General features: G+C 64.8%; 24 protein-coding genes. 11 read left to right on the top strand and 13 right to left on the bottom strand.

Translation table 11 applies throughout. From position 1 onward, the window contains the following. Positions 1-29: 29 nt before the first annotated feature. From AB7532_RS17605 to AB7532_RS17595, 3 genes are all read right to left on the bottom strand, one after another. The gene (locus AB7532_RS17605; protein WP_441236031.1) at positions 30-830 is read right to left on the bottom strand and encodes a hypothetical protein; all 801 of its coding nucleotides are present in this window, start codon (positions 828-830) and stop codon (positions 30-32) included. A gap of 186 nt (positions 831-1,016) precedes the next feature. Beyond that, the gene (locus tag AB7532_RS17600; protein WP_441236030.1) at positions 1,017-1,253 is read right to left on the bottom strand and encodes a hypothetical protein; all 237 of its coding nucleotides are present in this window, start codon (positions 1,251-1,253) and stop codon (positions 1,017-1,019) included. Positions 1,254-1,324: 71 nt separating this feature from the next. After that, positions 1,325-1,552, bottom strand: a complete 228-nt coding sequence (locus AB7532_RS17595; RefSeq protein ID WP_441236029.1) for a hypothetical protein — start codon at positions 1,550-1,552, stop codon at positions 1,325-1,327. A gap of 265 nt (positions 1,553-1,817) precedes the next feature. On the opposite strand from AB7532_RS17595, the gene AB7532_RS17590 reads away from it, so the two are divergent. Beyond that, complete coding sequence (locus AB7532_RS17590) at positions 1,818-2,165, top strand: DUF6481 family protein (RefSeq protein WP_441239300.1); 348 nt, start codon at positions 1,818-1,820, stop codon at positions 2,163-2,165. Positions 2,166-2,284: 119 nt separating this feature from the next. Here AB7532_RS17590 and AB7532_RS17585 read toward each other — a convergent pair whose 3' ends face one another. Then, a complete protein-coding gene (locus AB7532_RS17585; RefSeq protein WP_441236028.1) occupies positions 2,285-2,539 on the bottom strand; it encodes a pentapeptide MXKDX repeat protein in 255 nt (84 codons plus the stop codon). A 344-nt stretch (positions 2,540-2,883) separates the two neighbouring features. Here AB7532_RS17585 and AB7532_RS17580 point away from each other — a divergent pair, with 344 nt between their 5' ends. The 4 genes from AB7532_RS17580 to AB7532_RS17565 are packed head-to-tail and all read left to right on the top strand — an operon-like array spanning position 2,884 to position 6,262. Then, positions 2,884-3,906 carry a TRAP transporter substrate-binding protein gene (locus AB7532_RS17580; RefSeq protein ID WP_441236027.1) on the top strand — a complete coding sequence of 341 codons (1,023 nt, stop codon included), beginning with the start codon at positions 2,884-2,886 and terminating at the stop codon, positions 3,904-3,906. Next, complete coding sequence (locus tag AB7532_RS17575; protein ID WP_441236026.1) at positions 3,903-4,457, top strand: TRAP transporter small permease; 555 nt, start codon at positions 3,903-3,905, stop codon at positions 4,455-4,457. The genes AB7532_RS17580 and AB7532_RS17575 overlap by 4 nt, the downstream gene beginning before the upstream one ends. Then, positions 4,454-5,812, top strand: a complete 1,359-nt coding sequence (locus tag AB7532_RS17570; RefSeq protein WP_441236025.1) for a TRAP transporter large permease — start codon at positions 4,454-4,456, stop codon at positions 5,810-5,812. The genes AB7532_RS17575 and AB7532_RS17570 overlap by 4 nt, the downstream gene beginning before the upstream one ends. Before the next feature lie 12 nt (positions 5,813-5,824). Further along, positions 5,825-6,262: a hypothetical protein gene (locus AB7532_RS17565; protein ID WP_441236024.1), complete on the top strand. Its 438-nt coding sequence runs from the start codon at positions 5,825-5,827 to the stop codon at positions 6,260-6,262. A 134-nt stretch (positions 6,263-6,396) separates the two neighbouring features. Here the strand turns inward: AB7532_RS17565 and AB7532_RS17560 are convergent, their stop codons facing one another. Beyond that, entirely contained in the window at positions 6,397-7,080 is a 684-nt protein-coding gene (locus AB7532_RS17560) for a GntR family transcriptional regulator (RefSeq protein ID WP_441236023.1), read from the bottom strand. Between the two features lie 231 nt (positions 7,081-7,311). On the opposite strand from AB7532_RS17560, the gene AB7532_RS17555 reads away from it, so the two are divergent. From AB7532_RS17555 to AB7532_RS17540, 4 genes are all read left to right on the top strand, one after another. Beyond that, positions 7,312-7,920, top strand: a complete 609-nt coding sequence (locus AB7532_RS17555; RefSeq protein WP_441239299.1) for a TRAP transporter small permease — start codon at positions 7,312-7,314, stop codon at positions 7,918-7,920. Beyond that, on the top strand, positions 7,920-9,185 hold the full coding sequence (locus AB7532_RS17550; protein ID WP_441236022.1) for a TRAP transporter large permease: 1,266 nt from the start codon (positions 7,920-7,922) through the stop codon (positions 9,183-9,185). The genes AB7532_RS17555 and AB7532_RS17550 overlap by 1 nt, the downstream gene beginning before the upstream one ends. A 24-nt stretch (positions 9,186-9,209) precedes the next feature. Then, positions 9,210-10,193: a TRAP transporter substrate-binding protein gene (locus AB7532_RS17545; protein ID WP_441236021.1), complete on the top strand. Its 984-nt coding sequence runs from the start codon at positions 9,210-9,212 to the stop codon at positions 10,191-10,193. Positions 10,194-10,266: 73 nt separating this feature from the next. Beyond that, the gene (locus AB7532_RS17540) at positions 10,267-11,193 is read left to right on the top strand and encodes a dihydrodipicolinate synthase family protein (RefSeq protein ID WP_441236020.1); all 927 of its coding nucleotides are present in this window, start codon (positions 10,267-10,269) and stop codon (positions 11,191-11,193) included. Positions 11,194-11,288: 95 nt separating this feature from the next. Here AB7532_RS17540 and AB7532_RS17535 read toward each other — a convergent pair whose 3' ends face one another. The 4 genes from AB7532_RS17535 to AB7532_RS17520 are packed head-to-tail and all read right to left on the bottom strand — an operon-like array spanning position 11,289 to position 17,057. Then, a complete protein-coding gene (locus AB7532_RS17535; protein ID WP_441236019.1) occupies positions 11,289-12,206 on the bottom strand; it encodes a hydroxymethylglutaryl-CoA lyase in 918 nt (305 codons plus the stop codon). Position 12,207: 1 nt separating this feature from the next. Further along, positions 12,208-14,211: an acetyl/propionyl/methylcrotonyl-CoA carboxylase subunit alpha gene (locus AB7532_RS17530; RefSeq protein ID WP_441236018.1), complete on the bottom strand. Its 2,004-nt coding sequence runs from the start codon at positions 14,209-14,211 to the stop codon at positions 12,208-12,210. Between the two features lie 4 nt (positions 14,212-14,215). Beyond that, positions 14,216-15,820 (bottom strand): carboxyl transferase domain-containing protein, encoded by a 1,605-nt coding sequence (locus AB7532_RS17525; protein WP_441236017.1) that lies wholly within the window; start codon positions 15,818-15,820, stop codon positions 14,216-14,218. A gap of 25 nt (positions 15,821-15,845) precedes the next feature. Beyond that, positions 15,846-17,057 carry an isovaleryl-CoA dehydrogenase gene (locus AB7532_RS17520; RefSeq protein ID WP_441236016.1) on the bottom strand — a complete coding sequence of 404 codons (1,212 nt, stop codon included), beginning with the start codon at positions 17,055-17,057 and terminating at the stop codon, positions 15,846-15,848. A 71-nt stretch (positions 17,058-17,128) separates the two neighbouring features. Between AB7532_RS17520 and AB7532_RS17515 the strand changes: the two genes are divergently transcribed. Next, positions 17,129-18,157 carry an AraC family transcriptional regulator gene (locus AB7532_RS17515; RefSeq protein ID WP_441236015.1) on the top strand — a complete coding sequence of 343 codons (1,029 nt, stop codon included), beginning with the start codon at positions 17,129-17,131 and terminating at the stop codon, positions 18,155-18,157. Positions 18,158-18,262: 105 nt separating this feature from the next. Here the strand turns inward: AB7532_RS17515 and AB7532_RS17510 are convergent, their stop codons facing one another. From AB7532_RS17510 to AB7532_RS17500, 3 genes are all read right to left on the bottom strand, one after another. After that, positions 18,263-18,559, bottom strand: coding sequence for a DUF3551 domain-containing protein (locus tag AB7532_RS17510; RefSeq protein ID WP_441236014.1), 297 nt, complete (start codon positions 18,557-18,559; stop codon positions 18,263-18,265). Between the two features lie 372 nt (positions 18,560-18,931). After that, positions 18,932-19,420, bottom strand: a complete 489-nt coding sequence (locus AB7532_RS17505) for an Lrp/AsnC family transcriptional regulator (RefSeq protein ID WP_441236013.1) — start codon at positions 19,418-19,420, stop codon at positions 18,932-18,934. Positions 19,421-19,740: 320 nt separating this feature from the next. Then, positions 19,741-20,046, bottom strand: coding sequence for an ETC complex I subunit (locus AB7532_RS17500; protein WP_441236012.1), 306 nt, complete (start codon positions 20,044-20,046; stop codon positions 19,741-19,743). A 258-nt stretch (positions 20,047-20,304) separates the two neighbouring features. Between AB7532_RS17500 and AB7532_RS17495 the strand changes: the two genes are divergently transcribed. Further along, positions 20,305-21,480: an OpgC domain-containing protein gene (locus tag AB7532_RS17495; RefSeq protein WP_441236011.1), complete on the top strand. Its 1,176-nt coding sequence runs from the start codon at positions 20,305-20,307 to the stop codon at positions 21,478-21,480. Between the two features lie 22 nt (positions 21,481-21,502). Here the strand turns inward: AB7532_RS17495 and AB7532_RS17490 are convergent, their stop codons facing one another. Beyond that, positions 21,503-21,694, bottom strand: coding sequence for a hypothetical protein (locus AB7532_RS17490; RefSeq protein ID WP_441236010.1), 192 nt, complete (start codon positions 21,692-21,694; stop codon positions 21,503-21,505). Positions 21,695-21,849: the final 155 nt, after the last annotated feature.

Below are 21,849 nucleotides of genomic sequence, written 5' to 3'. Positions count from 1 at the left end.
ACTTTTTAGCTTCGGATTTTGCCTTAACCTCAGTAGCAGGCGCGCGGATCGGCCTGCACATATTGGCCGCTCGGATAGCGGTAGTAGCAATTGCCCTGGGCCAGATAGTAGCCGGGACGCGAGGCAGCGGTAGCCCCGGCGATGGCGCCGGTGGCGCCGCCGATCACGGCGCCCGCGGCCGCACCCGAGGCATTGCCCGAGATCAGGCCGCCGAGCACGCCACCGACGATGGCGCCACCAAGCGCGCTCGCGCCGGGATCAGCCGGCGGCGGGGGCGGCGGTGCATAGGCAACCGGCGGGGCATAGGCCACCGGCACGTCGTCGTAATAGTCGTCCGAGATATAGGCGGGCGGGCCGGCCATCCGCTGCGGATAATAATACCAGACACCGCCGACGTCCCACCACCAGCCGGAGCGGCCGTTGCGGACCTCGCGGCGCCAGCGCCCGCCGTCCCAGGCACGATTGCCGCGATAGGCGTGTCCGCCCCAATCGCGCGACACCGGTGCAGGACCGCGCGCATAGTTACGGCCGGGCGGCGGACCGCCGGCATTTTGCGGGCGAGGACCTCGATCGAAACCGGGGCCGGCGCGGCCGGGACCGCCCGCCTGAGGCGGACCACCCGGCTGAGCCTGCGGCCGTGCCGCCTGCTGCGGCGGCGGGCCCTTGCGCATGTTCTGATTGTTCTGGGGCGGCGCGCCTGCGCCCTGCCCGTGCGACGGATGGCCGTCCTGCCTTGGCGGCCGTGAGTCCTGCGCCTGCGCCGACAGCGCGAGCAATGACACGGCCGAAACCAAGGGAATGATGATCTTCATGCGGCTGGACGCACTCATGCGTGCTTGAACCCCTGCTCTCTCGTTTGCCATGGTGCCTTGCGCGATAGACGATTCGTACCGCGCCCGGTGGATGCCGGCTGACATAACAGACCTGCTTCGGCCGGCTATGTCGCGTTACAAATGTTTAAGATCACGGCAATTTTTCGGCTCCAAAAGGCGGAAGAGCACCGCGCTGGAGCAGTTCTAGCGGGCCGGCTCGATCACGTTGCAATTGCGCCGCCCCGACATCAGGCAGTCCTGCATCTTGCTGGCGGCGGTGAGGTCGCGGGCAAGCCACCAGCCGACGCCGAGGATCAGAAAAGCGATGATCAGCCCCGCGACCGCGCCGCGGCGGTTGTCGCCCGATTGAGGTTTTGGCGCGGATTTGAGCGTCTTGCCCGGCGCGGGCTCGGATTCAGGCTTGAACTCAGGTTTGGACATGACGAACCGATCACAAAGGCGAGCCGGCTTTATCACCTCTGCGACCTGGCGTCACATCCCGCCCGGAAAGTTCACCCTCGGGTCGGCCGGAGCAGATCCTTGCGTGACGTCTCGACCGCCGGCGTCGCCCGCGGGGCGCAGGTCGTGAGCACGAACGCGGTCTGGGTGCACTCCCAGTCGGCGCCCAGAACGGCGCTGTCGATCGGTTGAGGACGGGCGAGCAGCAGCGCAACGCCGGTCACGGCGGCCACCGCGATGGCGAAGGCGAGCAGCTTCAGGCTCGATCTTGAGATTGTCATGCCCGTGCTCCGTCTCGTATCGGGGCGGACGCTAGGCGCCGCTCCGTGTGCGCCCTTATGAGGGACATCACAATTCGGCAGTTTTTCCGGCCTACGAGAGATCGTCGGGGGGCGATTTTCGTCTACCTGATCGGCTGCAATTTGGGTGGCGTCGCGACGCGCGCCGATGTAAACGCTTCTGCGTCGCGTGGTGCCCGCTATGCCCAGCCGACTTACCAACACGCAGTTATGTAGGACTGAAAGCGAGGATGACAAGGTTCGTTCGATGAGTGGATTCAGGGAACCAGGATTCTCCGACCGGCAAAAAGCCGCGCAGGAAGCACGCAAAAATCTTTTGAACAAATTCAAGTCGCAACCGGGTCTGGACGATCCGGCGGTGGCGGCGCGTCGCGCCGAGCGCGAGGCCCTCGCGGCCAAGCGCACCGAGGCCAAGGCTGCGCGCGAAGCCGAAAAGGCCGAGCAGAAGCGTCTCGCGGAAGAAGCTGCAGCCGCCGAGGCCGCACGGATCGCCCGCGAAGCGGAAGAGTCGGTTGCCAAGCTGGCTGAGCAGGAGGCCGAGCAAAAGGCCAAGCGCGACGCCCGCTACGCCGCCCGCAAGGCCAAGCGCAAGTAGCGTTCTCCAGTAACGTTCAATTGAATTTGAGCTGAAGCGCCATTTCCGGGGCGGTCCACGTGACCGCCCCCGAACATTTGCGCCCGCCTGCGCCAACGCGACGTGATGACCGTAGAAGATCAGTTCTTCTTCATTCCGTCGTCTTTCTTCATCCCGTCCTTGGCCATGGTGTCCTTCGACATCGAGTCCTTCTTCATGCCGTCGTCCTTGGACATGGTGTCTTTCTTCATGCCGTCCTTGGACATCGTGTCCTTCTTCATCATGCCGTCGTCCTTGCCCATCTTGTCCTGGGCGAAGGCGGCCGGCGACAGCGCGAGGCCGAGCGAGAGAGCGGCAGCCGAGACGCCGAGCACGATGCGGGTGCGAATGGTCATGGGTAATCTTCCCTTCGAGATGATGTTGTCAGCGACGGACGCCGCTATCTGATCTCGACGGATTGCAGGCGAACGTTGTTACGCCGTCGCCGATAAATTTTGGCGGGCCGGCCGGTATCGATCATTCGGAGGAGTCTCAGGCCCGCGCCTGATATCTCCGGTGTGCAGCGCAGCATGATCAGCACTTGCCGCGGCATTCGGTCTCGAACTATCAGATGAGAGAACATTGGCTGAAAGACCGGCTAGGATGGGCCACAGCGCCGGCCTCCAAGGCTAGATCCAAGGCCCGATCCAGATCACACCAACAAGAACCGTCCGAAGAAACCGTTCAAGGGGATCACACCATGCTTACGCGCCGCCACCTGATCGCGACCGCCGTCGCAGCACCCGCCATCCTCCGCTTCGGCACCGGCACCGCGCATGCCGCAACCACGCTGAAGATCTCGCATCAATTTCCGGGCGGCACCATCGACAAGGGCGATTTCCGCGACCGGCTTTGCCGCATGTTCGCCGCTGAAGTTGCCAAGCGCAGCAATGGCGACATCGCCGCCGAGATCTATCCGAACTCCTCGCTGATCAAGACCAACGCGCAGTTCTCCGCGATGCGCAAGGGCGCGCTCGACATCTCGCTCTACCCGATGCCCTATGCCGGCGGCGAATTGCCGGAGACCAATATCGGCCTGATGCCCGGCCTCGTCACCACCTACGACCAGGGCATGCGCTGGAAGAAGGAGCCGGTCGGCAAGGCGCTGACGGACTTCCTCGCCGACAAGGGCATCATCCTGCTCACCTGGGTCTGGCAGGCCGGCGGCGTCGCCAGCCGCTCCAAGGCGATCGTCGCCCCGGAAGACGCCAAGGGCTTGAAGGTGCGCGGCGGCTCGCGCGAGATGGACATGGTGCTCCAGACCGCCGGCGCTTCGGTGCTGTCGGTGCCGTCGAACGAAATCTACGCGGCGATGCAGACCGGCGCCTGCGATGCCGGCATCACCTCCTCGACCAGCCTGATCTCGTTCCGCCTCGAAGAGGTCGCGAAGTCGCTGACATCAGGCGCCGGCGCCTCCTACTGGTTCATGCTCGAGCCGCTGATGATGTCGAAGGCGATCTTCGACAAGCTGCCGAAGAACCAGCAGGACGTGCTGCTCTCGGTCGGCACCGAGCTCGAGGCCTTTGGCCGCAAGGGCGCGCAGGACGACGACGTCGAAGTCGCCAAGGTCTACGAGAAGGCCGGCGCCAAGGTCTCGGCGCTCGACGCCGCGACCGTCGGCAAATGGCGCGACATCGCCCGCGACACCGCGTGGAAGGATTACAGCGCCAAGACCGCGACCGCGGCAAACCTGCTCAAGCTCGCGACCGACGTCGCTGCATGAGCCACGGTCCACTCCCGGATCGTGATGTCGAGACGAACGCTGCCGCAAGGACCGGCCTTGCGGCGGCGATCGATCGCGGCCTCGCCATCATCAACAGCATCATCGTCGTGTTCGCCGCGATCGCGCTGATCGCGGCCTGCGCCATCCTGAGCTACAGCGTGCTCAGCCGGGCCTTGTTCAAGGCCGCCAATTACTGGCAGGACGAGGCGGCCGTGTTCCTGCTGGTCGGCGCCACCTTCATGACGGCGGCCTATGTGCAGCAGAACCGCGGCCATATCGGCATCGAAGCCTTCGTCGGCCTGCTTTCGCCCCTCGCGAACAGGATCCGGCTCTGGCTGGTCGACGCCGTGACGTTCCTGTTCTGCGCCTTCTTCACCTGGAAGTCCTGGACATTGGCCCATGAGGCCTATGTCGATGGCCAGGTCTCGAACTCGATGTGGTCGCCGCCGCTCACCATTCCCTATTCGCTGATGGCGCTCGGGATGAGCCTGCTCTGCGTCCAGATCCTCGTGCAGCTTGCGCTGCCTTTTGCAGGAGCCAAGCGTTCATGAGCGTCCTCGGTATCGGCATCGCCTACGGCATCGCGACGCTGGTCATCATGTTTTCGGGCATGCCCATCGCGTTTGCGCTGGGCGCGGTCGCGGTCGTGTTCATGGGCATCTACATGCCCTCAGCCTCGCTCGATACGGTGACGCAGAATGTCTACGAGGAAATGGCCTCGATCACGCTGCTGTCGATCCCGCTCTTCATCCTGAAGGGTGCTGCGATCGGCAAGTCGCGCGCCGGCCAGGATCTCTATTCGGCCCTGCACGCCTGGCTGCATCGCGTGCCCGGCGGCTTGGGCGTCGCCAACGTCTTCGCCTGCGCGCTGTTCGCGGCGATGGCGGGCTCCTCGCCCGCGACCTGCTCGGCGATCGGCTCGGCCGGCATCCCCGAGATGCGCAAGCGCGGCTATTCCGGCGGCTTCGCGGCCGGCATCATCGCCGCCGGCGGCACGCTCGGCATCCTGCTGCCGCCCTCGATCACCATGATCCTGTTCGCGGTCGCCGCGGAAAAATCCCTTGGCCGCTTGTTCCTCGCAGGCATCGGGCCGGGCCTGCTTCTCGTCAGTCTGTTCGGCGCCTACGCCGTGATCCGCTTCCGCCAGGAATATGCGGCAGCCGAAGCGGTCTACAAGGCCGGCGGACCTGAAGCGGCGATCCTCGCCCGCGACGAGTACACGCTGGCCGAACGTTTCAGCGTGCTGCCGCGCGTGATCCCCTTCGTGCTGCTGCTCACCGGCGTCATGATCGCACTCTATGGCGGCTACGCCACGCCGTCGGAAACCGCCGGCCTCGGCGGCCTGCTGGCGCTGGCGCTGATCGCCGCGATCTACAGCGTGTGGCGGCCGAGCGACCTCGCGCCGATCATGAAATCGACGATCCGGGAATCGACCATGCTGATGATGATCATCGGCATGTCGCTGCTCTATTCCTACGTGATGAGCTATCTGCACATCTCGCAATCGGTCGCCGAATCCATCGTCGCGATGCACCTGCCGCGCTGGGAGCTGCTGTTCGCGATCCTCGTCATGGTCGTCGTGCTCGGCTTCTTCCTGCCGCCGGTCTCGATCATCCTGATGACCGCGCCGATCATCCTGCCGCCGCTCCGCGCCGCCAATTTCGACATCATCTGGTTCGGCGTCGTCATGACCATCGTGATGGAGATGGGCCTGATCCATCCGCCGGTCGGCCTCAACATCTTCGTCATCCGCAACGTCGCGCCGGACATTCCCCTGCGCGAGGTGATCTGGGGCACGCTGCCGTTCGTGCTGCTGATGATGCTCGCAGTGCTGCTGCTGTGCTTCGTGCCGGAGATCTCGACCGGCTTGCCGGATCTGGTAATGGGGCCGGACGGAAGCAGGTGATGGGAGGAGCCGTTGGCGCTGATCGGCCTCTGTCTCATTCTCGCCGTCGGCCTGTTCGGGCCGTTCGCCGCTGGGTCATTGGCGGGCGCGGCGTTTACACGGCTCATCAAGCGTCGCGGCTGGCGGCCCCAGGTGATTTCCGTGTTGCCGATCTCGGTGATGTTCGGGACCCTGGCCTACGTCGTCGCGCCAGCATTGCTGTTCGCCGTTTTCTTCGCGTTCTTGGGCCCTCATCCGCTGACGTTCCTAGCCGGGTTAGCGCTGGCCCTGTTCTACACGTGGCCGATCTGGCTGCTGATGGGCCCAGTCTTCTACATCTACGTCGTCTATCTTAAGAACCGCCGGAAGTGGCTCAGAGACTCGACGGTGGTTTATCTCTCGGTCATTGCTCTCTCGTCCGAGTGCGCTTTTCTGTTCTGGTTCTGGCAGAGCACACCGCTCCCATATTGAGCGTCGTCGCCTTCGCTCTTGGCGCAACTCTCGTAGGGTGGGCAAAGGCGCGCAGCGCCGTGCCCACCATCTCTCCGTGATCCAGGTAAAAGTCGTGGGCACGCTTCGCTTAGCCCACCCTACGAGCGCATCGGCTACCGCTCGCTTTCCCGCCGCCTCTTCGGCGCAATTGCCACGACCTGCAACAAATCCTTGCGCACGGCCTCGATGTGCCGCTCCAAAAACCCGCAGGCCTCCTCGACCTTCCCGGCGCGGCACAGCGCGATCAGATGGGCATGCTCCTTCTCGGCGGTCCCCATCGCCTTGGTGTTGGAGAGCTGCAAGCGCGTGTAGCGGTCGCTGGTCTGGAGCAACGACAGCACGATCGCGCGGGTGCGGGGCTGCGGTGCGTGGACGTAGAGCGCCATGTGGAAATCGGCGTTGAGTTGGCCCCATTCGCTGACATTGCGCGCCTTGATCGCCTTCTCGAACTGCTTGTGGATGTCGTCGAGCCCGTCGAAATCGTCGGCGGTGAATCGCGGCGCCGATTGCACCAGCAGCCGCGGCTCCAGGATGCGGCGCAGATCGAACACGTCGTTGATTTCGTCCAGCGACAGTTCGGAAACAATGGCGCCCTTCTGCGGCACGATCCGCACCAGCCCTTCGGCCTCAAGCTGGAATAGCGCCTCGCGCACCGGAATACGGCTGACGCCATAAGTCTCGCCGAGCGCATCCTGCCGCAACTGCGAGCCTGCGGGATAGGTGCCGTCGAGGATCGCCTGCCGGAGCTGGTCGACGATCGCAGCCGACAGCGTGCGATGCTTCAGAGGCTGTTTCATCTGACCTTCTGTTGTCCTTCCCGACTCATGTGGCCGAGCGGTCCCTCTCTTGCATGTTGAGCGCGCCAGCAAAAGCGCGAGGCCCGGCCAAAGCCGGTGCCCAGCAAAAGCGCGTCCTGCCGCCGGAATGACCGCAATCTCCGTTTGACACCCAAAATGTATAAATTATACATTTGCCGATAGCACGACAATTTTCAGGGGTGTGGGGCCTCCTTCATGATCGAGCAGACGATGCCGGCCACGCGCACTTTCAGCGTCCGACGCTTGGTCATCCGCACGTCGAGCGCCCTGCTCGCCGTCGAGCGCATCGCGCTGATGGGCCTGATGTACCTGCTCACGGGCCTGATCCTGGTGAACGTGGTCACCCGCTACGCGCGCTTTCCCATCTACTGGATCGATGAATCCGCGGTCTATTGCGTGGTCTGGCTGACCTTCGTCGGTGCGTCCGCGATGACGCGGCTGCGGCTCGACTTCGCGGTCACCATGCTGACCGAGCGTCTTTCGGCACGGCACCAGAAGATCGCAAAGGTGATCTCGACCGGCCTCGTCGTCGTGTTCGGCGTCGCGCTCATCATCACCTGCGTGCTCTGGATGGATCCGATTGGCCTTGCGCGCGCCGGCTTCGACGGGCGCAAGCTCGCGGCCGAAACCTTCAACTTCCTCTACACCGAGCACACCCAGACGCTGAACTGGCCGACCTGGGTGCTCTATCTGACGCTGCCGATCTTCGCTGTGTCGATGACCGTGCACGGCCTCGCCAATCTGCTGGAAGATCTCGAACTGGTCCCGCGCACGCCGCCGAAAGGCTTTGCGCTCTCCGAGCTCGACGGGGTCAACTGATGATCACGTCGGCAGCCTTCGTCGCGATCATGCTGGTCGGCGTGCCGATCGGCCTCTGCCTGTGCCTCGCCGGCCTCGTCTATATCGCGGCATCGGGCAATCCCGTGCTGTTCCAGTCCTATCCGCTCCAGCTGTTCGGCGGCGTCGACAGCTACGGCCTGATCGCGATTCCGCTCTTCATCCTGATCGGCGAGATCATGAACGGCGGCGGCATCACGCGCCGCATCGTCGATATGGCGATGGCCTTCGTCGGCTCGCTCAGGGGCGGGCTCGCCTACGTCAACATCCTCGCCAACATGTTCATCTCCTCGATCCTCGGATCAGCCACCGCGCAGGTCGCGATCATGGCCCAGATCATGGTGCCGGAGATGGAGAAGAAGGGCTACGACAAGACCTTTGCGGCGGGCCTCACCGCCTATGGCGGCATGCTCGGCCCGATCATCCCGCCGTCGGTGATGTTCGTGGTCTACAGCGTGCTGGCGCAGGTCTCGGTCAGCGACATGCTGATCGCCGGCATCGTGCCCGGCGTCATCCTCACCGTGATGTTCTGCCTCGTCATCGCGCTGATGGGCTATGTCTACAATTATCCGCGCGCCGATTATCAGACGCCGCGCCAGCGCGTCATGACGATCCTGCGGACGTCCCCAACCCTGCTGATCCCGATCGTCATCGTCGGCACGATTCTGAGCGGCCTTGCCAATGCGACAGAGTCCGCCGCCGTCGGCGCCGTCGCTGCGGCCCTCGTCGGGAAGTACTGGACCAGGGAATTCGAGTTCTCGCAGCTGCCGCAGATGATGCTGCGCAGCGCGATCTATTCGGCGATCGTGCTCTTCCTGGTGGCGGCCGCAGCCGTGTTCTCCTGGGTTTTGATCTTCGGCAAGGTGCCGCAGGAAACCGCCGGCTGGATCCAGTCCGCCGCCAAGGACCCGGTCAGCTTCATGCTGATCTGCAACGTCATCCTGCTGGTGATCGGCACGGTCATCGACGGCATTCCCGGCCTGATCATGACGGTGCCGATCCTGCTGCCGATCGCGACCGAGGTCTATCACATCGATCCCCGGCATTTCGGCGTCGTGGTGGTGATCAACCTCGTGCTCGGCCTGCTGTCGCCGCCGGTCGGGCTCTGCTTCTTCGTCGCGGCCGCCGTCACCGGCGCCAAGCCCGGCAAGATGTTCATGGTGACGCTGCCCTTCTTCGTCATCTCCTGCGTCCTGCTGGTGCTGCTCTCGCTCTATCCCTCGCTCTCGCTGATCCTCATCAAATAGATCCATCCAGAAGGAAGCCCGACCATGCCGCTTACACGCCGCCGCTTTCTCGCCGCCAGTGCCGCCGCCTCGGTGTTCGCACCGTCGCTGGCGCTCGCCCAGGCCAAGGAATTCCGCCTCGGTCTGATCACGCCGAACGGCCATTCCTGGAACAAGGCCGCCATCAAGTTCGGCGATGACCTCAAGGCGGCTACCAGCGGCCGCCTGACCCTGACCGTGTTCCACTCCGGCCAGCTCGGCAACGAGCCCGCGATGATGCAGCAATTGCAATCCGGCGCGCTCGACATGGGCTTCATCCAGGCCGCCGAGCTCGGCTCGCGCGTGCCGCACATCGCCGCGATCAACGCCCCCTACATCGTCCGCTCGACGCCGGCGGTCGCGAAGTTCGTGCGGCATCCGGCGGCGGTGAAGCTGTTCGAGGTGCTGCCGCAGGAGACCGGCACCATCGGCCTCGGCTGGGGCATCACCGGCATGCGCGCGGTGTTTTCTTCGAAGGACCTGACAAGCCTCGCCGACATCAAGGGCATGAAGCTGCGCATCAATCCGACGCCGGTCTATCGCGATTTCTATTCCTCGCTGGGTGCTGCGCCGACGCCGATCCCGACGCCGCAGGTATTCGACGCTATGGCCAACGGCCAGGTCGACGGCCTCGAGGCCGATCTCGAATTCTCCTGGAACCAGCGCTTCGACAAGGTGTCGAAGGTGATCCTCCAGATGAATGCCGTCTTCATGCCGATGGCCGCGGTGGTCTCGGGCCGGGTCTGGCAGACGCTGCCCGCGGCCGACCGCGAACTGATCGCCAAGACGATCAAGACGACGCTGGACGCCCAGATCGACGAGCTGGCCTCCAACGAGCCCACGCTGATCGAGAACTTCAAGAACGCACCGATCCCGATCCGCCAGGTCCCGGCCGGCGACACCGAAGCCGTCATCGCCGAGTTCGACAAGATCTGGCTGCCCAAGGCACCCGTTCTCGCCGAGCTGCGCAAGGTCGGTGCGACGCTCTGATCTCTTTCGCCATCCTCTTCACAACAACCGGCGGATCCAGCCCCCCGCCGGCCATCTCACTTGGAGTCACATCATGAGCCGCCGCGTTTCCTGGGAAGGCGTCTTCCCGGCCGTCACCACGCAATTCCACGACGATCTCTCGCTCGACATCGACGCCACCGCCAAAGTCATGGACGGACTGATCCGCGACGGCGTCTCCGGCCTGATCGTCTGCGGCTCGGTCGGCGAGAACACCTCTCTCGAGCGCAAAGAGAAGGTCGCGATCATGGAGACGGCGAAGTCCGTCGCGAAAGGCCGCGTGCCGGTCCTGTGCGGCATCGCCGAGTTCACCACGGCCTTCGCGGTCGAGACGGCGAAGGAGGCCGCACGCGTCGGCATCGACGGCGTGATGGTGATGCCGGCCCTGGTCTATTCGTCCAAGCCGCACGAGACCGCCGCGCATTTCCGTGCGGTTGCCACCGCGACCGACCTGCCGGTGATGCTCTACAACAATCCGCCGATCTACAAGAACGACGTGACGCCTGATATCCTGGCCACGCTGGCTGACGTCGAGACCGTGGTCTGCTTCAAGGACTCCTCAGGCGACACCAGACGCTTCATCGACACCCGCAACATGGTCGGCGACCGCTTCGTGCTGTTCGCGGGCCTCGACGACGTCATCGTCGAGAGCATCGCCATGGGTGCCGTCGGCTGGGTCTCCGGCATGTCGAACGCGTTCCCGCGCGAAGGCGAGACGCTGTTCCGCCTCGCCAAGGCCGGCCGCCTGGCCGAGGCCATGCCGCTTTACGAATGGTTCATGCCGCTCTTGCACCTCGACGCGCGCCCGGACCTCGTCCAGTGCATCAAGCTGTGCGAGCACATCATGGGCCGCGGCACCGCACTGACCCGTCCGCCGCGCCTGGCGCTGCTGCCCCAAGAAAAGGCCGAGGTCGAGGCCATGATGGCCAAGGCGCTGAAGAGCCGGCCGCGCCTGCCGGACGTCGGGCTGAAGGCGGCCTAAGCGAAGGCTCGTAGGGTGGATTAGCCGAAGGCGTAATCCACCTCTTCTGTCGCCGCGGACAAAGCCAGTGGCGGGTTACGCTTCGCTAACCCGCCCTACGTTGACGAACCCGCCCGCTTCTTCTTCGCATTCAACGCGGACGCCACGCGACTGACGGGCGCCTTGCCCAGCACGCCGCTCATCTCGTTCGTGGCAGCCAGCAGCTTTTCCATGTCCACCCCGGTCCTGACACCCATGCCTTCGAGCATGTAGACGACATCCTCGGTCGCGACATTGCCGGTCGCGCCCGGGGCATAGGGACAGCCGCCGAGCCCACCCGCGGCGGCATCGATGACGCGGACGCCCTGCTCCAGGCCGGCATAGAGATTGGCGAGCGCCTGCCCGTAGGTGTCGTGGAAATGCATCGCGAGTTTTGCGGGGGCGATGTTGGCGCTGACCGCGCGCAGCATCTCCTTCGCCTTGTCAGGCGTGCCGACGCCGATGGTGTCGCCGAGCGAGATCTCGTAGCAGCCGAGCTCCCATAGCGTATTGGCGAGATCGGCGACCGCCTTCGGCTTGATCTCGCCGTCGAACGGACAACCCAGCACGCAGGAAATATAACCGCGCACCGGAATGCCGTCGGCCTTGGCCCGCACCAGCACCGGCTTGAACCGCTCGATGGACTCCGCGACCGTGCAATTGATGTTGGCGCGGGAGAAGCCTTCGGAGGCCGCCGCGAACACGGAGACCACTTTCGCGCCGGCCGCGCGCGCGGCATCGTAGCCCTTCTCGTTCGGCACCAGCACGTGGAATTCGGCGCCCTTGATATGGTTCACGCCGCGCAGCACGGCGTCCGAGCTCGCCATCTGCGGGATCGCCTTGGGCGAGACGAAGGCGCCGACCTCGACCGTGTCGAGGCCAGCCGCCACCAGCGCCTCGATGAAGGCGATGCGGGCCTCGACGGTGACGGGCGTCTTCTCGTTCTGGAGGCCGTCGCGCGGCCCCATCTCGATGATGCGGACGGGATCGCTCATATCACTCTCCGGAAGCCTCGACCACGGCGAGTTCGACGCCCTCCTGCACGATGTCGCCGACGTTGCACCTGATGGATTTCAGCACGCCCGCATAAGGTGCCCGCAGCGTCTGCTCCATCTTCATCACCTCCAGCGTGAGGATCGGCGCGCCCTTCTCGAGTTTTGCCCCTTCCTCGGCCAGCACGGCGACAACCGTACCCGGCAAGGGGGCTGCGATCTTGTCCGCGCCGGTCTGCTCCTCGCTCTCGCCGCCGAACGGATCGACCCAATGCAGGTCGAAGCGTCCGTTGCGCGTGCGCAGGTAAAGCTCATGGCCGGAGATCACGGCCGCGACGGACGATTTGACCCCGTCCAGCGTCAGATCGAAACCACCATCCTTCGGCACGATCGCAAACGCCAGCTCGCGGTCGCCAATCACAAGCGTCGACGGTCCGCTGCCGTAGTTCAGCGTGACCTTCTGCTCCGTCCCGTGGCCGACGCGGAAGGCAAAGCTGCGCTGGCGGCGGCCGACCGGCTGCCAGCCGAAGGTCTGCCAGGGCGAGTTCGCAGCGCCTTGCGCGGCCTGTCGCTCGTCATGGATCACAGCGGCGACCGCTGCGCAGAGCTCGAGCTCGCCGGGCGCCGGCGAGGCCTGCGTCAGCACCGCCAGCTCGCGCTCGATGAAGCCGGTGTCGATCGCATTGGTCCGCACCTTCGGATGCGTCATCAGCGCCGACAGGAACGGAATGTTGGTGACGATGCCGCGAACGTCGGCCTCCTCCAGCCCGCGGTTCAGCCGCTCGATCGCGACATCCCGCGTCGGTGCCCACGCGATCATCTTGGCCAGCATGGCGTCGTAGTACGGCGAAACAGTATCGCCCTCGCGATAACCGGCGTCGATGCGCAGGCCGCCGGTCTCGGCCGGCAGCCGCCAGGTCGAGATCCTGCCGACCGACGGCATGAAGTTCTTGGTCGGGTTCTCGGCGTAGACGCGCGCCTCGACGGCGTGGCCGTTGAGCTTGATCTCGTCCTGTTTCAGCGGCAGCAGCTCGCCGAAGGCGACGCGGAGCTGCCATTCGACCAGGTCGATCCCGGTGATCAACTCGGTCACGGGGTGCTCGACCTGAAGGCGCGTGTTCATTTCGATGAAGAACACGTCCTTGCCGTCGGAGACGAACTCGATGGTGCCGGCGCCGACATAGTTCACCGCCCCCGCCGCCTTTCGCGCGGCAGCACAAACCGCCTCGCGCTGGGCAGGATTGAGCGTCGGCGACGGCGCTTCCTCGATCACCTTCTGGTGCCGGCGCTGCAAGGTGCATTCGCGCTCGAACAGCGACAGCAGATTGCCGTGGCTGTCGCCGACGATCTGCACTTCGATATGCCGGGGATTGTCGACATATTTCTCGATCAGCATGCGGTCGTCGCCGAACGCGGCTTTTGCTTCCCGCTTGGCACTGACGATCGCTGGTCCAAGTTCGTCCGCGGAGCGCACCACACGCATGCCGCGGCCGCCGCCGCCGGCCGAGGCTTTCACCAGAATGGGAAAGCCGACCTTGTCCGCGGCCTTCGCCAGCGTCGCATCGTCCTGGGCCTCGCCGTGATAGCCGGGCACCAGGGGCACGCCGGCTTTCTCCATCAGCGCCTTCGAACCTGATTTCGAGCCCATCGCATTCATCATGTCGGCGGTCGGGCCGACAAAGACGAGCCCTGCGTCGTAACAGGCCTGCGCGAACTCGGCGTTCTCCGACAGGAAGCCGTAGCCCGGGTGCACGGCCTCGGCGCCGGTCTTGCGTGCGGCTTCGATCAGCCGCTCGACATTGAGATAGCTGTCGCGGGCCCGTGCGGGCCCAAGCAGCACGGCCTCGTCCGCGAGCGCAACATGCATGGCGTCGCGATCGGCCTCGGAATAGACCGCAACCGTGCGCAGACCCATGGCGCGGGCGGTGCGGATGACGCGGGCTGCGATCTCGCCGCGGTTGGCGATCAGGAGCGTGCGAAAACGGCGGTAGAGCTTTGAACGGTCCATCGCATCACATCCTGAACAGGCCGAATTTCGTCGGCTCGATCGGCGCATTCGACGCCGCCGAGAGGCCGAGGCCGAGCACGAGGCGCGTGTCGGCCGGATCGATCACGCCGTCGTCCCACAAGCGCGCGGTCGCGTAGTACGGGTGCCCCTGGCTCTCATATTGGTCGCGGATCGGCTTGCGGAACTTGTCTTCCTCGTCCTTCGACCAGCTATCGCCCTTGGCTTCGATATTGTCGCGCCGGACCTGGCTCAGCACCATCGAGGCCTGCTCGCCGCCCATCACCGAGATGCGCGCATTCGGCCACATCCACAGGAAGCGCGGTGAATAGGCGCGGCCGCACATGCCGTAATTGCCGGCGCCGTAGGAGCCGCCGATCACGACGGTGAATTTCGGCACCGAGGCGGTCGCAACCGCGGTCACGAGCTTGGCGCCGTCGCGCGCGATGCCGCCGGCCTCGTATTTCTTGCCGACCATGAAGCCCGTGATGTTCTGCAGGAACACCAGCGGAATGCCGCGCTGGCAGCACAGCTCGATGAAATGCGCGCCCTTCAGCGAGCTTTCGCTGAAGAGGATGCCGTTGTTGGCGATGATGCCGACAGGATAGCCCCAGATGTGGGCAAAGCCGCACACCAGCGTCGTGCCGTAGAGTTTCTTGAACTCGTCGAACTCGGAACCGTCCACCACGCGCGCGATGATGTCGCGCACGTCGAACGGCTTGCGGCCATCGACCGGCACCACGCCGTAAATCTCCTCCGCCGCAAACAGCGGATCGCGCGGCGGATGCATGTTGAGGTTCGGCCGCGTGGACGGCTTCAGCGTGCCGACGATGCGGCGCGCGATGCCGATCGCGTGCGCATCGTTCTGGGCGTAGTGATCGGTCACGCCCGACTGCCGGGAATGCACGTCGGCGCCGCCGAGCTCCTCGGCGGTCACGACCTCGCCGGTCGCGGCCTTCACCAGCGGTGGTCCGCCGAGGAAGATGGTGCCTTGGTTGCGCACGATGATGCTCTCGTCCGACATCGCGGGCACATAGGCCCCGCCCGCGGTGCAGGAGCCCATCACGATCGCGATCTGCGGAATGCCCTGCGAGGACATCTGCGCCTGGTTGTAGAAGATGCGGCCGAAATGCCGCTCGTCCGGAAAGATCTCGTCCTGCAGCGGCAGGAAGGCGCCGCCGGAATCGACCATGTAGACGCAAGGCAGGTTGTTCTGCCGCGCCACGTCCTGCGCGCGCAGATGCTTCTTCACCGTCATCGGATAATAGGTGCCGCCCTTGATGGTGGCGTCGTTGGCGACGATGACACATTCGCGGCCCGCGATGCGCCCGACCCCGGTGACGACGCTCGCCGAATGCACGTCGCCACCATAGAGGCCGTGGGCCGCCAGCGGCGAAAGCTCCAGGAACGAGGTGCCGGGATCGACCAGCAGGTCGACGCGCTCGCGCGCCAGCATCTTGCCGCGCGACGTGTGGCGGTTGCGCGAGACCTCGCCGCCGCCGCCGGCGACCTGGGCGAGCTTTTCGCGCAGATCGGCGACAAGCCCGTGCATGGCCTCGGAATTGCGCGCAAAGTCGGATGAAGACGTATCGATGCTGGAATGAAGCGGCATGTTGATTCCAATGAGGTGAAAGGTTTTAAGCCGTCTCGGACATCAGCTCGCGGCCGATCAGCATGCGGCGCACCTCCGAGGTGCCCGCGCCGATCTCGTAGAGCTTGGCGTCGCGCCAGAGCCGGCCGACCGGAAACTCGGATGTATAGCCGACGCCGCCCAGCGCCTGGATCGCCTCGCCCGCCATCCACGTCGCCTTCTCCGCGGAATAGAGGATCGCGGCGGCCGAATCCTTGCGCAGGCTGCGCGCGTGGTCGGCGCGGTCGCAGGCCTTCCCCACGGCGTAGACATAGGCACGCGTGGCCTGCCAGGTCGAATACATATCGGCGAGCTTGCCCTGCATCAGCTGGAAGTCGCCGATCGGCTGGCCGAACTGTTTGCGCTCGTGCATGTAGGGCACCACGGCGTCCATGCAGGCCGCCATGATCCCGAGCGGGCCCCCCGAGAGCACCGCGCGCTCATAGTCGAGGCCGGACATCAGCACCTTGACGCCCTCGCCCACCTTGCCGAGCACGTTCTCCTCCGGCACCTCGCAATCGTCGAAGAACAGCGGATAGGTGTTGGAGCCGCGCATGCCGAGCTTGTCGAGATGCTGGCCGTGGGTGAAACCCTTGAAGTCCTTCTCGATCAGGAACGCGGTCATGCCGCGCGGGCCGGCCTCCGGATCGGTCTTGGCATAGACCACCAGCACGTCGGCATCGCCGCCATTGGTGATCCACATTTTCGAGCCGTTGAGCACATAGCGGTCGCCGCGCTTGTCGGCGCGCAGCTTCATCGAGACCACGTCCGATCCCGCGCCAGGCTCGGACATCGCGAGCGCGCCGACATAGTCGCCGGAGATCAGCTTCGGCAGATAGCGCTCGCGCTGCGCATCGGTGCCGTTGCGGCGGATCTGGTTGACGCAGAGGTTGGAATGGGCGCCGTAGGAAAGCCCCACAGCGGCGGACCCGCGCGAAATCTCTTCCATGGCGACGACATGGGCGAGATAGCCCATGTTGGAGCCGCCATATTGCTCCGGCGCGGTCATGCCGAGCAGGCCGAGGTCGCCGAAGCGCTTCCAGAGGTCGGCCGGGAAAAGGTTTGCCTTCTCGACCTCGGCGGCGCGCGGGGCGATCTCCGCCTCCACGAATGCGCGCACGGTGTCGCGCAGCATGCTGATGTCTTCGCCCAGATCGAAATCGATGCTCGGGATGTTCAAGGCGATTCCTCCGTAATTTGGGACCGAACCTAGCGGCATTAGGGCCCTTCTGCGGTCGAAAAGGTTGCATTTTCCGCCAAACTTGGCGAGGATTTTCCCAGAGGATGTCCATGCCTTTTCAAGCCGCAACCGCTGTCCCGCGCCGCGCAATGACCCCCGCCGCCTTTGTCCGCGGTGTCATTGCAGCCTATGAACGATACGGCCGCGATCCCACTGAGGCGCTGGGCCGGGGTCAGGTAGTGCCAGACCTTGTCAATTCTCCGGACGGGCGGGTCACGGCCGCCCAGTTCGAGGCCCTGGCGGGCCATGCCATGCGCGAGCTCGACGACGAGGCGCTCGGCTGGTTCTCGCGCCGGCTGCCCTTCGGCAGCTACGGCATGCTGTGCCGCGCCTCGATCACCGCGCCGACGCTCGAAGTCGCGCTCAAACGCTGGTGCCGGCATCACCGCCTGCTCACCGAGGACGTGCTGCTCGATCTCGAGGTCGGAGAGGAGACCGCGATCGTGTCGATCCGGGAACTGCGCGACCTCGGGCCGTCACGCGAATTCTGCCTGGTCACCCTGCTCCGTTACACGCTCGGCTTCTCCTGCTGGGCGGTCGATTCCAGGATCGCGCTCCGCACGGCGGACTTCCCTTACCCCGAGCCCGTCCATCTCTCGGTCTACCCGACCATCTTTTGCAAGACGATCCGCTTCGAGGCCGACCACGCCTGTATCGTCTTCGACAAGCACTATCTCTCGCTGCCGCTCACCCGCAGCGCGGCCGATCTCGACAACATGCTCAAGGGCGCGCTGCGCCTGACCGTACTGCCCTACCGGCGCGACCGGCTGCTGGTCGAGCGCGTCCGCCGCGTGCTGCGCCATGCCCGCGGCCGCAGTCTCGGCGCCGAGGATGTCGCAAGCGAGCTGGCACTTTCGACCCGCACCATGCACCGCCGCCTGCGCGAGGAGGCGACCTCGCTGCGCGATCTCAAGGAAGAGGCCAAGTTCGAGCTGGCGAAACAGGAGCTGATGCGCGGCCGCACGCCGATCAAGCGGATCGCGGAGATCGCCGGCTTCCGCAACGAGAAGAGCTTTTCGCGCGCCTTCCGCACCTGGACCGGCGCCTCCCCTCGCGAGTTTCGCGGCCGGTATCGCTGAGAAACGCCGTCACCAGGTCGTCACGAATTTACGGCCCCCGAGATGACTCTCGGAGGCCGCAACATCTCGAAACCGGTCTCGAATGCGAGCGCTGGTGTTCTTGCGTCAGTTCGAATTGGTCTGCGCGCCCGAACGAAGCTTGGGCTGTTTTGCCTGCTTCGGCTGGAACGCCAACGCATCGTTGCTGGTCTTCGCGCCGCCGCTCTGCGAGCACGAGCCGCCGATGCCGCCGGCCGCCTGACGGCAGGCTTCCATCGTCGGATAACCGCAGCCATGCGCGGCCTGGGCGCCGTTGGTGATGCAGAAATCGTCGGCCTTCGCAGCCGGCGCGGTCATCATGAGAAACGCAGAGGCGAACAGCGTCGCGGCGGAGGCGACGAACGTCTTCGAGGTCGAGGTCATGTTGTCTTTTCCTGGCTCAGGGTCCCACAAAAGCAGCCTCGGCATACGACGCACGCCAAGGGTCACATCTCGCATGTAGGCCGGGCACGGAGGCCGGCAATCACGGCGCCGCGCATTGCAGGGCTTCGTAAATCACATGTCACAGTTAGGTGAGTTACTAAGCTTTTAGGACGCCTGTCGATTCGGCTTTTGTAAAGTATCCGAGATTGACGATGCGGGCCGGAGGACGACGAGCATGCGCCTGGCTCCGTCATTGCGCGCGCAGCGAAGCAATCCAGAGTCTGTCCGCGGAGGGATTCTGGATTGCTTCGCTGCGCTCGCAATGACGGCGCGGACGGAGCGAGTGCTGATCCGTCACCGAGTGCAAATGGCCTACCCTGCCGACGCCACCACTTCCTGCAACGGCAGCGGCACGTCCTTCGCAACACCCAGCACCGGGAAGCTGCGAACGTTCTTCACGTTTGGCATCGCTGCGAAATGCAGCAACTGCTGGCGCATGCTCTCGACGCTCGGCGCGACGCATTTCAGGAGATAGTCGGTATCGCCTGAAATCCGCCAGCATTGCTGGATCCGCGGGATCGCCGATATCGAACTCTCGAACGCCTCCAGCACCGGCTGCGCCTGGCTGCCGAGCTGGATCGAGACGAACGACACCACTTCATAGCCGAGCCGCCGCTCGTCGATGACGGCACGCACCGCCCGGATCACCCCCCGGCTGAACAGCGATTTCAGCCGGCGCAAACAGTTCGGCGCAGACACGCCGACGCGCAGCGCCAGCTCGTTGTTGCGGATACGCCCGTCCTGTTGCAGCTCGGAGAGTATCTTCAGATCGACGCCGTCGAGCTGGTCACGCCCGGCCATCCCCCACCCTCGTCATGGTCGTGTCATGCGAGGCAGCGAAGCACGCGGGGGAAGTGGTGCCAACCACCTTGGGCTTCCGAGGGTTAGAAAAGCGTGGCGAGCACTTGCCCCGCGGCCCATCCTTCGAGACGCCCGCCTCCGGCGGGCCCTCAGGATGAGGTCACGTTTTCGCAGCGAGATATCAAATCCTCATGGTGAGGAGCCCGCGAGGCGGGCGTCTCGAACCATGGAGGCCGCGCTCGTCCCGTCACCCCGCCGCTCCTGAACGCAAATGCCCGGGACGAGCCCGGGCATGACGGCATTTCAGTTGGCAAGGGCCTTTAGTGCGTCCAGGGCTCGCCGCGCCGGAACGAGAAATTATCCGAATACGCGACCGGGCGGCGGATCGAATCCTGGGGCTCGATGACCTGGTAGGCGATGCCCTTGCGCTCGCAATAGGCGACCGCCTCGTCCTTGCTGTGGAAGCGCAGGGTGATCTGCTGCTTCATGTCGCCGGACGAGGTCCAGCCCATCAGCGGCTCGACCGCGCGCGGCTGCTCCGGCTCGTAGTCGAGCTGCCATTCCTTGGTCTTCGACCGGCCGGATTGCATCGCGTTCTTGGCGGGCTTGAAAATGCGTGCGGTCATGGTCGGTCCGGGCCTCTTTGCGGCATTTCGTTCGATTTCGATGCGTCACGGTAGCAGTTGGTGCAAACCGCGGGCATAGTATAGAGACACCGTTCGGGAACTGGCCGGTGATTCCGGCCGCCCGGGTGCCCTGCTGACGGGTATAGTCATTATGCTGCACCGTGACAATTGCGTACCCGCCTTCCGCGCCGCGGTCCCGCCCGCCGGCCCTGCCTCGCAAACATCAGCCTGTCCGTCCACTTCGAAAGCCCACCTCGCATGGCCTTCCTGAACGTCAGCGCAACGCTCCCCGAGAAAGGCCGCGACCTCAGGCTCGACCTGTTCCGCGGCGTCGCCAACTGGGCGATCTTCCTCGACCACATCCCCGACAACGTCGTGAACTGGATCACGACGCGCAATTACGGCTTCTCCGACGCCGCCGATCTGTTCGTCTTCATCTCCGGCTACACCGCCTCCTTCGTCTACGCGCGGATGATGCTGGAGCGCGGCTTCATCGTCGGCGCCACCCGGTTGACCAAGCGGGTCTGGCAGCTTTACGTCGCCCACATCATCCTGTTCGTGATCTACATCGCCTCGATCAGCTATCTCGCGCTGCGCTTCGGCGATTCCGAGATGATCAACGAATTCAACGTCGCCGGTCTCGTCGACAACGCCACCGAGACGCTGCGCCAAGGGCTATTCCTGCGCTTCAAGCCGCTCAATCTCGACGTGCTGCCGCTCTATATCGTGCTGATGGGCCTGTTTCCGCCGGTGCTGTGGTTCATGCTGCGCAAGCCCGATCTGACGATGGCGCTGTCGATCGTGCTATGGCTCGCCGCGCGCCATTACGGCCTCAACCTGACCGCCTATCCGGCCGGCCAGTGGTACTTCAACCCGTATGCCTGGCAGGTGCTGTTCGTGTTCGGCGCCTGGTGTGCGATGGGCGGTGCCCGGCGCTCGATGACGCTGATCAATTCGCCGATCACGCTGTGGCTCTGCCTCGGTTACATGCTGTTCGCGCTGGTCATGACCATGGCCGGCCGCTTCCCGACCCTGGGCGGCATGTTCCCGGAATGGCTGTTCTCGGCCTTCAACCCCAACGACAAGACCAACCTCGCGCCCTACCGCTTCCTCCACTTCGTCGTGATCGTGATCCTGGTGATCCGCTTCGTGCCGAAGGAATGGCCGGGCCTGGAGTGGAAGGTGTTCGATCCGCTGATCGTGTGCGGCCAGCAGTCGCTCGCGGTGTTCTGCGTCGGTGTATTCCTGTCCTTCGTCGGCCATTTCGAGCTGTCGATGAGCTCGGGCTCGCTGTTCGCGCAGATCTTCGTCAGCATCGCCGGCATCGCGATCATGACGACGGTGGCCTATTACATTTCCTGGTCCAAGAAGCAGGACAAGCCGCTGAAGCCGCCCGCCAAGCCCGCGGCCGCCCCGCCTGCAAAGGCCGCCTGAGACGGACGACGGCGATGCGGCGTCATGCCGCTTCGCTGTCGTACTCGGTGAACTTCCTGTAGATCCAGTCGCGGCCGTCGTGGCGGCGCCAGACCTTTCCGAGCACGAGCTGCCCGTTGATCGAGCGGCGCGGCACGATCACAGTCCAGAGGTGCCAGATTTCGGTCCAGCTCGACTGCGGATAAGCGGTTCGGACGTTGCGATCGAAAGACATGACGCAAAACTCGCAGGATACGCGCGCCGCGATGAACATGATTGCTGTGTGAGCACCCATTGCAGGCAGCCCATTGCGCGCCTTGCGGACCTGATCACAGCCATCGAGGCGGCCGCAACCACCGCTCGCCCTTAACCTAACCGATCAACCTTACT

It is taken from the genome of Bradyrhizobium sp. 930_D9_N1_4 (genome assembly GCF_052076015.1).
GTDB lineage: Bacteria > Pseudomonadota > Alphaproteobacteria > Rhizobiales > Xanthobacteraceae > Bradyrhizobium.
The sequence above is the reverse complement of the archived record's forward strand: the minus strand, read 5'-3'. Positions and strand labels throughout refer to the sequence as shown.

What these genes read in the sequence shown, in the direction of transcription:
- AB7532_RS17605 (WP_441236031.1), bottom strand. Translation starts at nt 830, where the DNA reads ATGAGTGCGTCCAGCCGCATGAAGATCATCATTCCCTTGGTTTCGGCC.
- AB7532_RS17600 (WP_441236030.1), bottom strand. Translation starts at nt 1,253, where the DNA reads ATGTCCAAACCTGAGTTCAAGCCTGAATCCGAGCCCGCGCCGGGCAAG.
- AB7532_RS17595 (WP_441236029.1), bottom strand. Translation starts at nt 1,552, where the DNA reads ATGACAATCTCAAGATCGAGCCTGAAGCTGCTCGCCTTCGCCATCGCG.
- AB7532_RS17590 (WP_441239300.1), top strand. Translation starts at nt 1,818, where the DNA reads ATGAGTGGATTCAGGGAACCAGGATTCTCCGACCGGCAAAAAGCCGCG.
- AB7532_RS17585 (WP_441236028.1), bottom strand. Translation starts at nt 2,539, where the DNA reads ATGACCATTCGCACCCGCATCGTGCTCGGCGTCTCGGCTGCCGCTCTC.
- AB7532_RS17580 (WP_441236027.1), top strand. Translation starts at nt 2,884, where the DNA reads ATGCTTACGCGCCGCCACCTGATCGCGACCGCCGTCGCAGCACCCGCC.
- AB7532_RS17575 (WP_441236026.1), top strand. Translation starts at nt 3,903, where the DNA reads ATGAGCCACGGTCCACTCCCGGATCGTGATGTCGAGACGAACGCTGCC.
- AB7532_RS17570 (WP_441236025.1), top strand. Translation starts at nt 4,454, where the DNA reads ATGAGCGTCCTCGGTATCGGCATCGCCTACGGCATCGCGACGCTGGTC.
- AB7532_RS17560 (WP_441236023.1), bottom strand. Translation starts at nt 7,080, where the DNA reads ATGAAACAGCCTCTGAAGCATCGCACGCTGTCGGCTGCGATCGTCGAC.
- AB7532_RS17555 (WP_441239299.1), top strand. Translation starts at nt 7,312, where the DNA reads ATGCCGGCCACGCGCACTTTCAGCGTCCGACGCTTGGTCATCCGCACG.
- AB7532_RS17550 (WP_441236022.1), top strand. Translation starts at nt 7,920, where the DNA reads ATGATCACGTCGGCAGCCTTCGTCGCGATCATGCTGGTCGGCGTGCCG.
- AB7532_RS17545 (WP_441236021.1), top strand. Translation starts at nt 9,210, where the DNA reads ATGCCGCTTACACGCCGCCGCTTTCTCGCCGCCAGTGCCGCCGCCTCG.
- AB7532_RS17540 (WP_441236020.1), top strand. Translation starts at nt 10,267, where the DNA reads ATGAGCCGCCGCGTTTCCTGGGAAGGCGTCTTCCCGGCCGTCACCACG.
- AB7532_RS17535 (WP_441236019.1), bottom strand. Translation starts at nt 12,206, where the DNA reads ATGAGCGATCCCGTCCGCATCATCGAGATGGGGCCGCGCGACGGCCTC.
- AB7532_RS17530 (WP_441236018.1), bottom strand. Translation starts at nt 14,211, where the DNA reads ATGGACCGTTCAAAGCTCTACCGCCGTTTTCGCACGCTCCTGATCGCC.
- AB7532_RS17525 (WP_441236017.1), bottom strand. Translation starts at nt 15,820, where the DNA reads ATGCCGCTTCATTCCAGCATCGATACGTCTTCATCCGACTTTGCGCGC.
- AB7532_RS17520 (WP_441236016.1), bottom strand. Translation starts at nt 17,057, where the DNA reads ATGCCGCTAGGTTCGGTCCCAAATTACGGAGGAATCGCCTTGAACATC.
- AB7532_RS17515 (WP_441236015.1), top strand. Translation starts at nt 17,129, where the DNA reads ATGCCTTTTCAAGCCGCAACCGCTGTCCCGCGCCGCGCAATGACCCCC.
- AB7532_RS17510 (WP_441236014.1), bottom strand. Translation starts at nt 18,559, where the DNA reads ATGACCTCGACCTCGAAGACGTTCGTCGCCTCCGCCGCGACGCTGTTC.
- AB7532_RS17505 (WP_441236013.1), bottom strand. Translation starts at nt 19,420, where the DNA reads ATGGCCGGGCGTGACCAGCTCGACGGCGTCGATCTGAAGATACTCTCC.
- AB7532_RS17500 (WP_441236012.1), bottom strand. Translation starts at nt 20,046, where the DNA reads ATGACCGCACGCATTTTCAAGCCCGCCAAGAACGCGATGCAATCCGGC.
- AB7532_RS17495 (WP_441236011.1), top strand. Translation starts at nt 20,305, where the DNA reads ATGGCCTTCCTGAACGTCAGCGCAACGCTCCCCGAGAAAGGCCGCGAC.
- AB7532_RS17490 (WP_441236010.1), bottom strand. Translation starts at nt 21,694, where the DNA reads ATGTCTTTCGATCGCAACGTCCGAACCGCTTATCCGCAGTCGAGCTGG.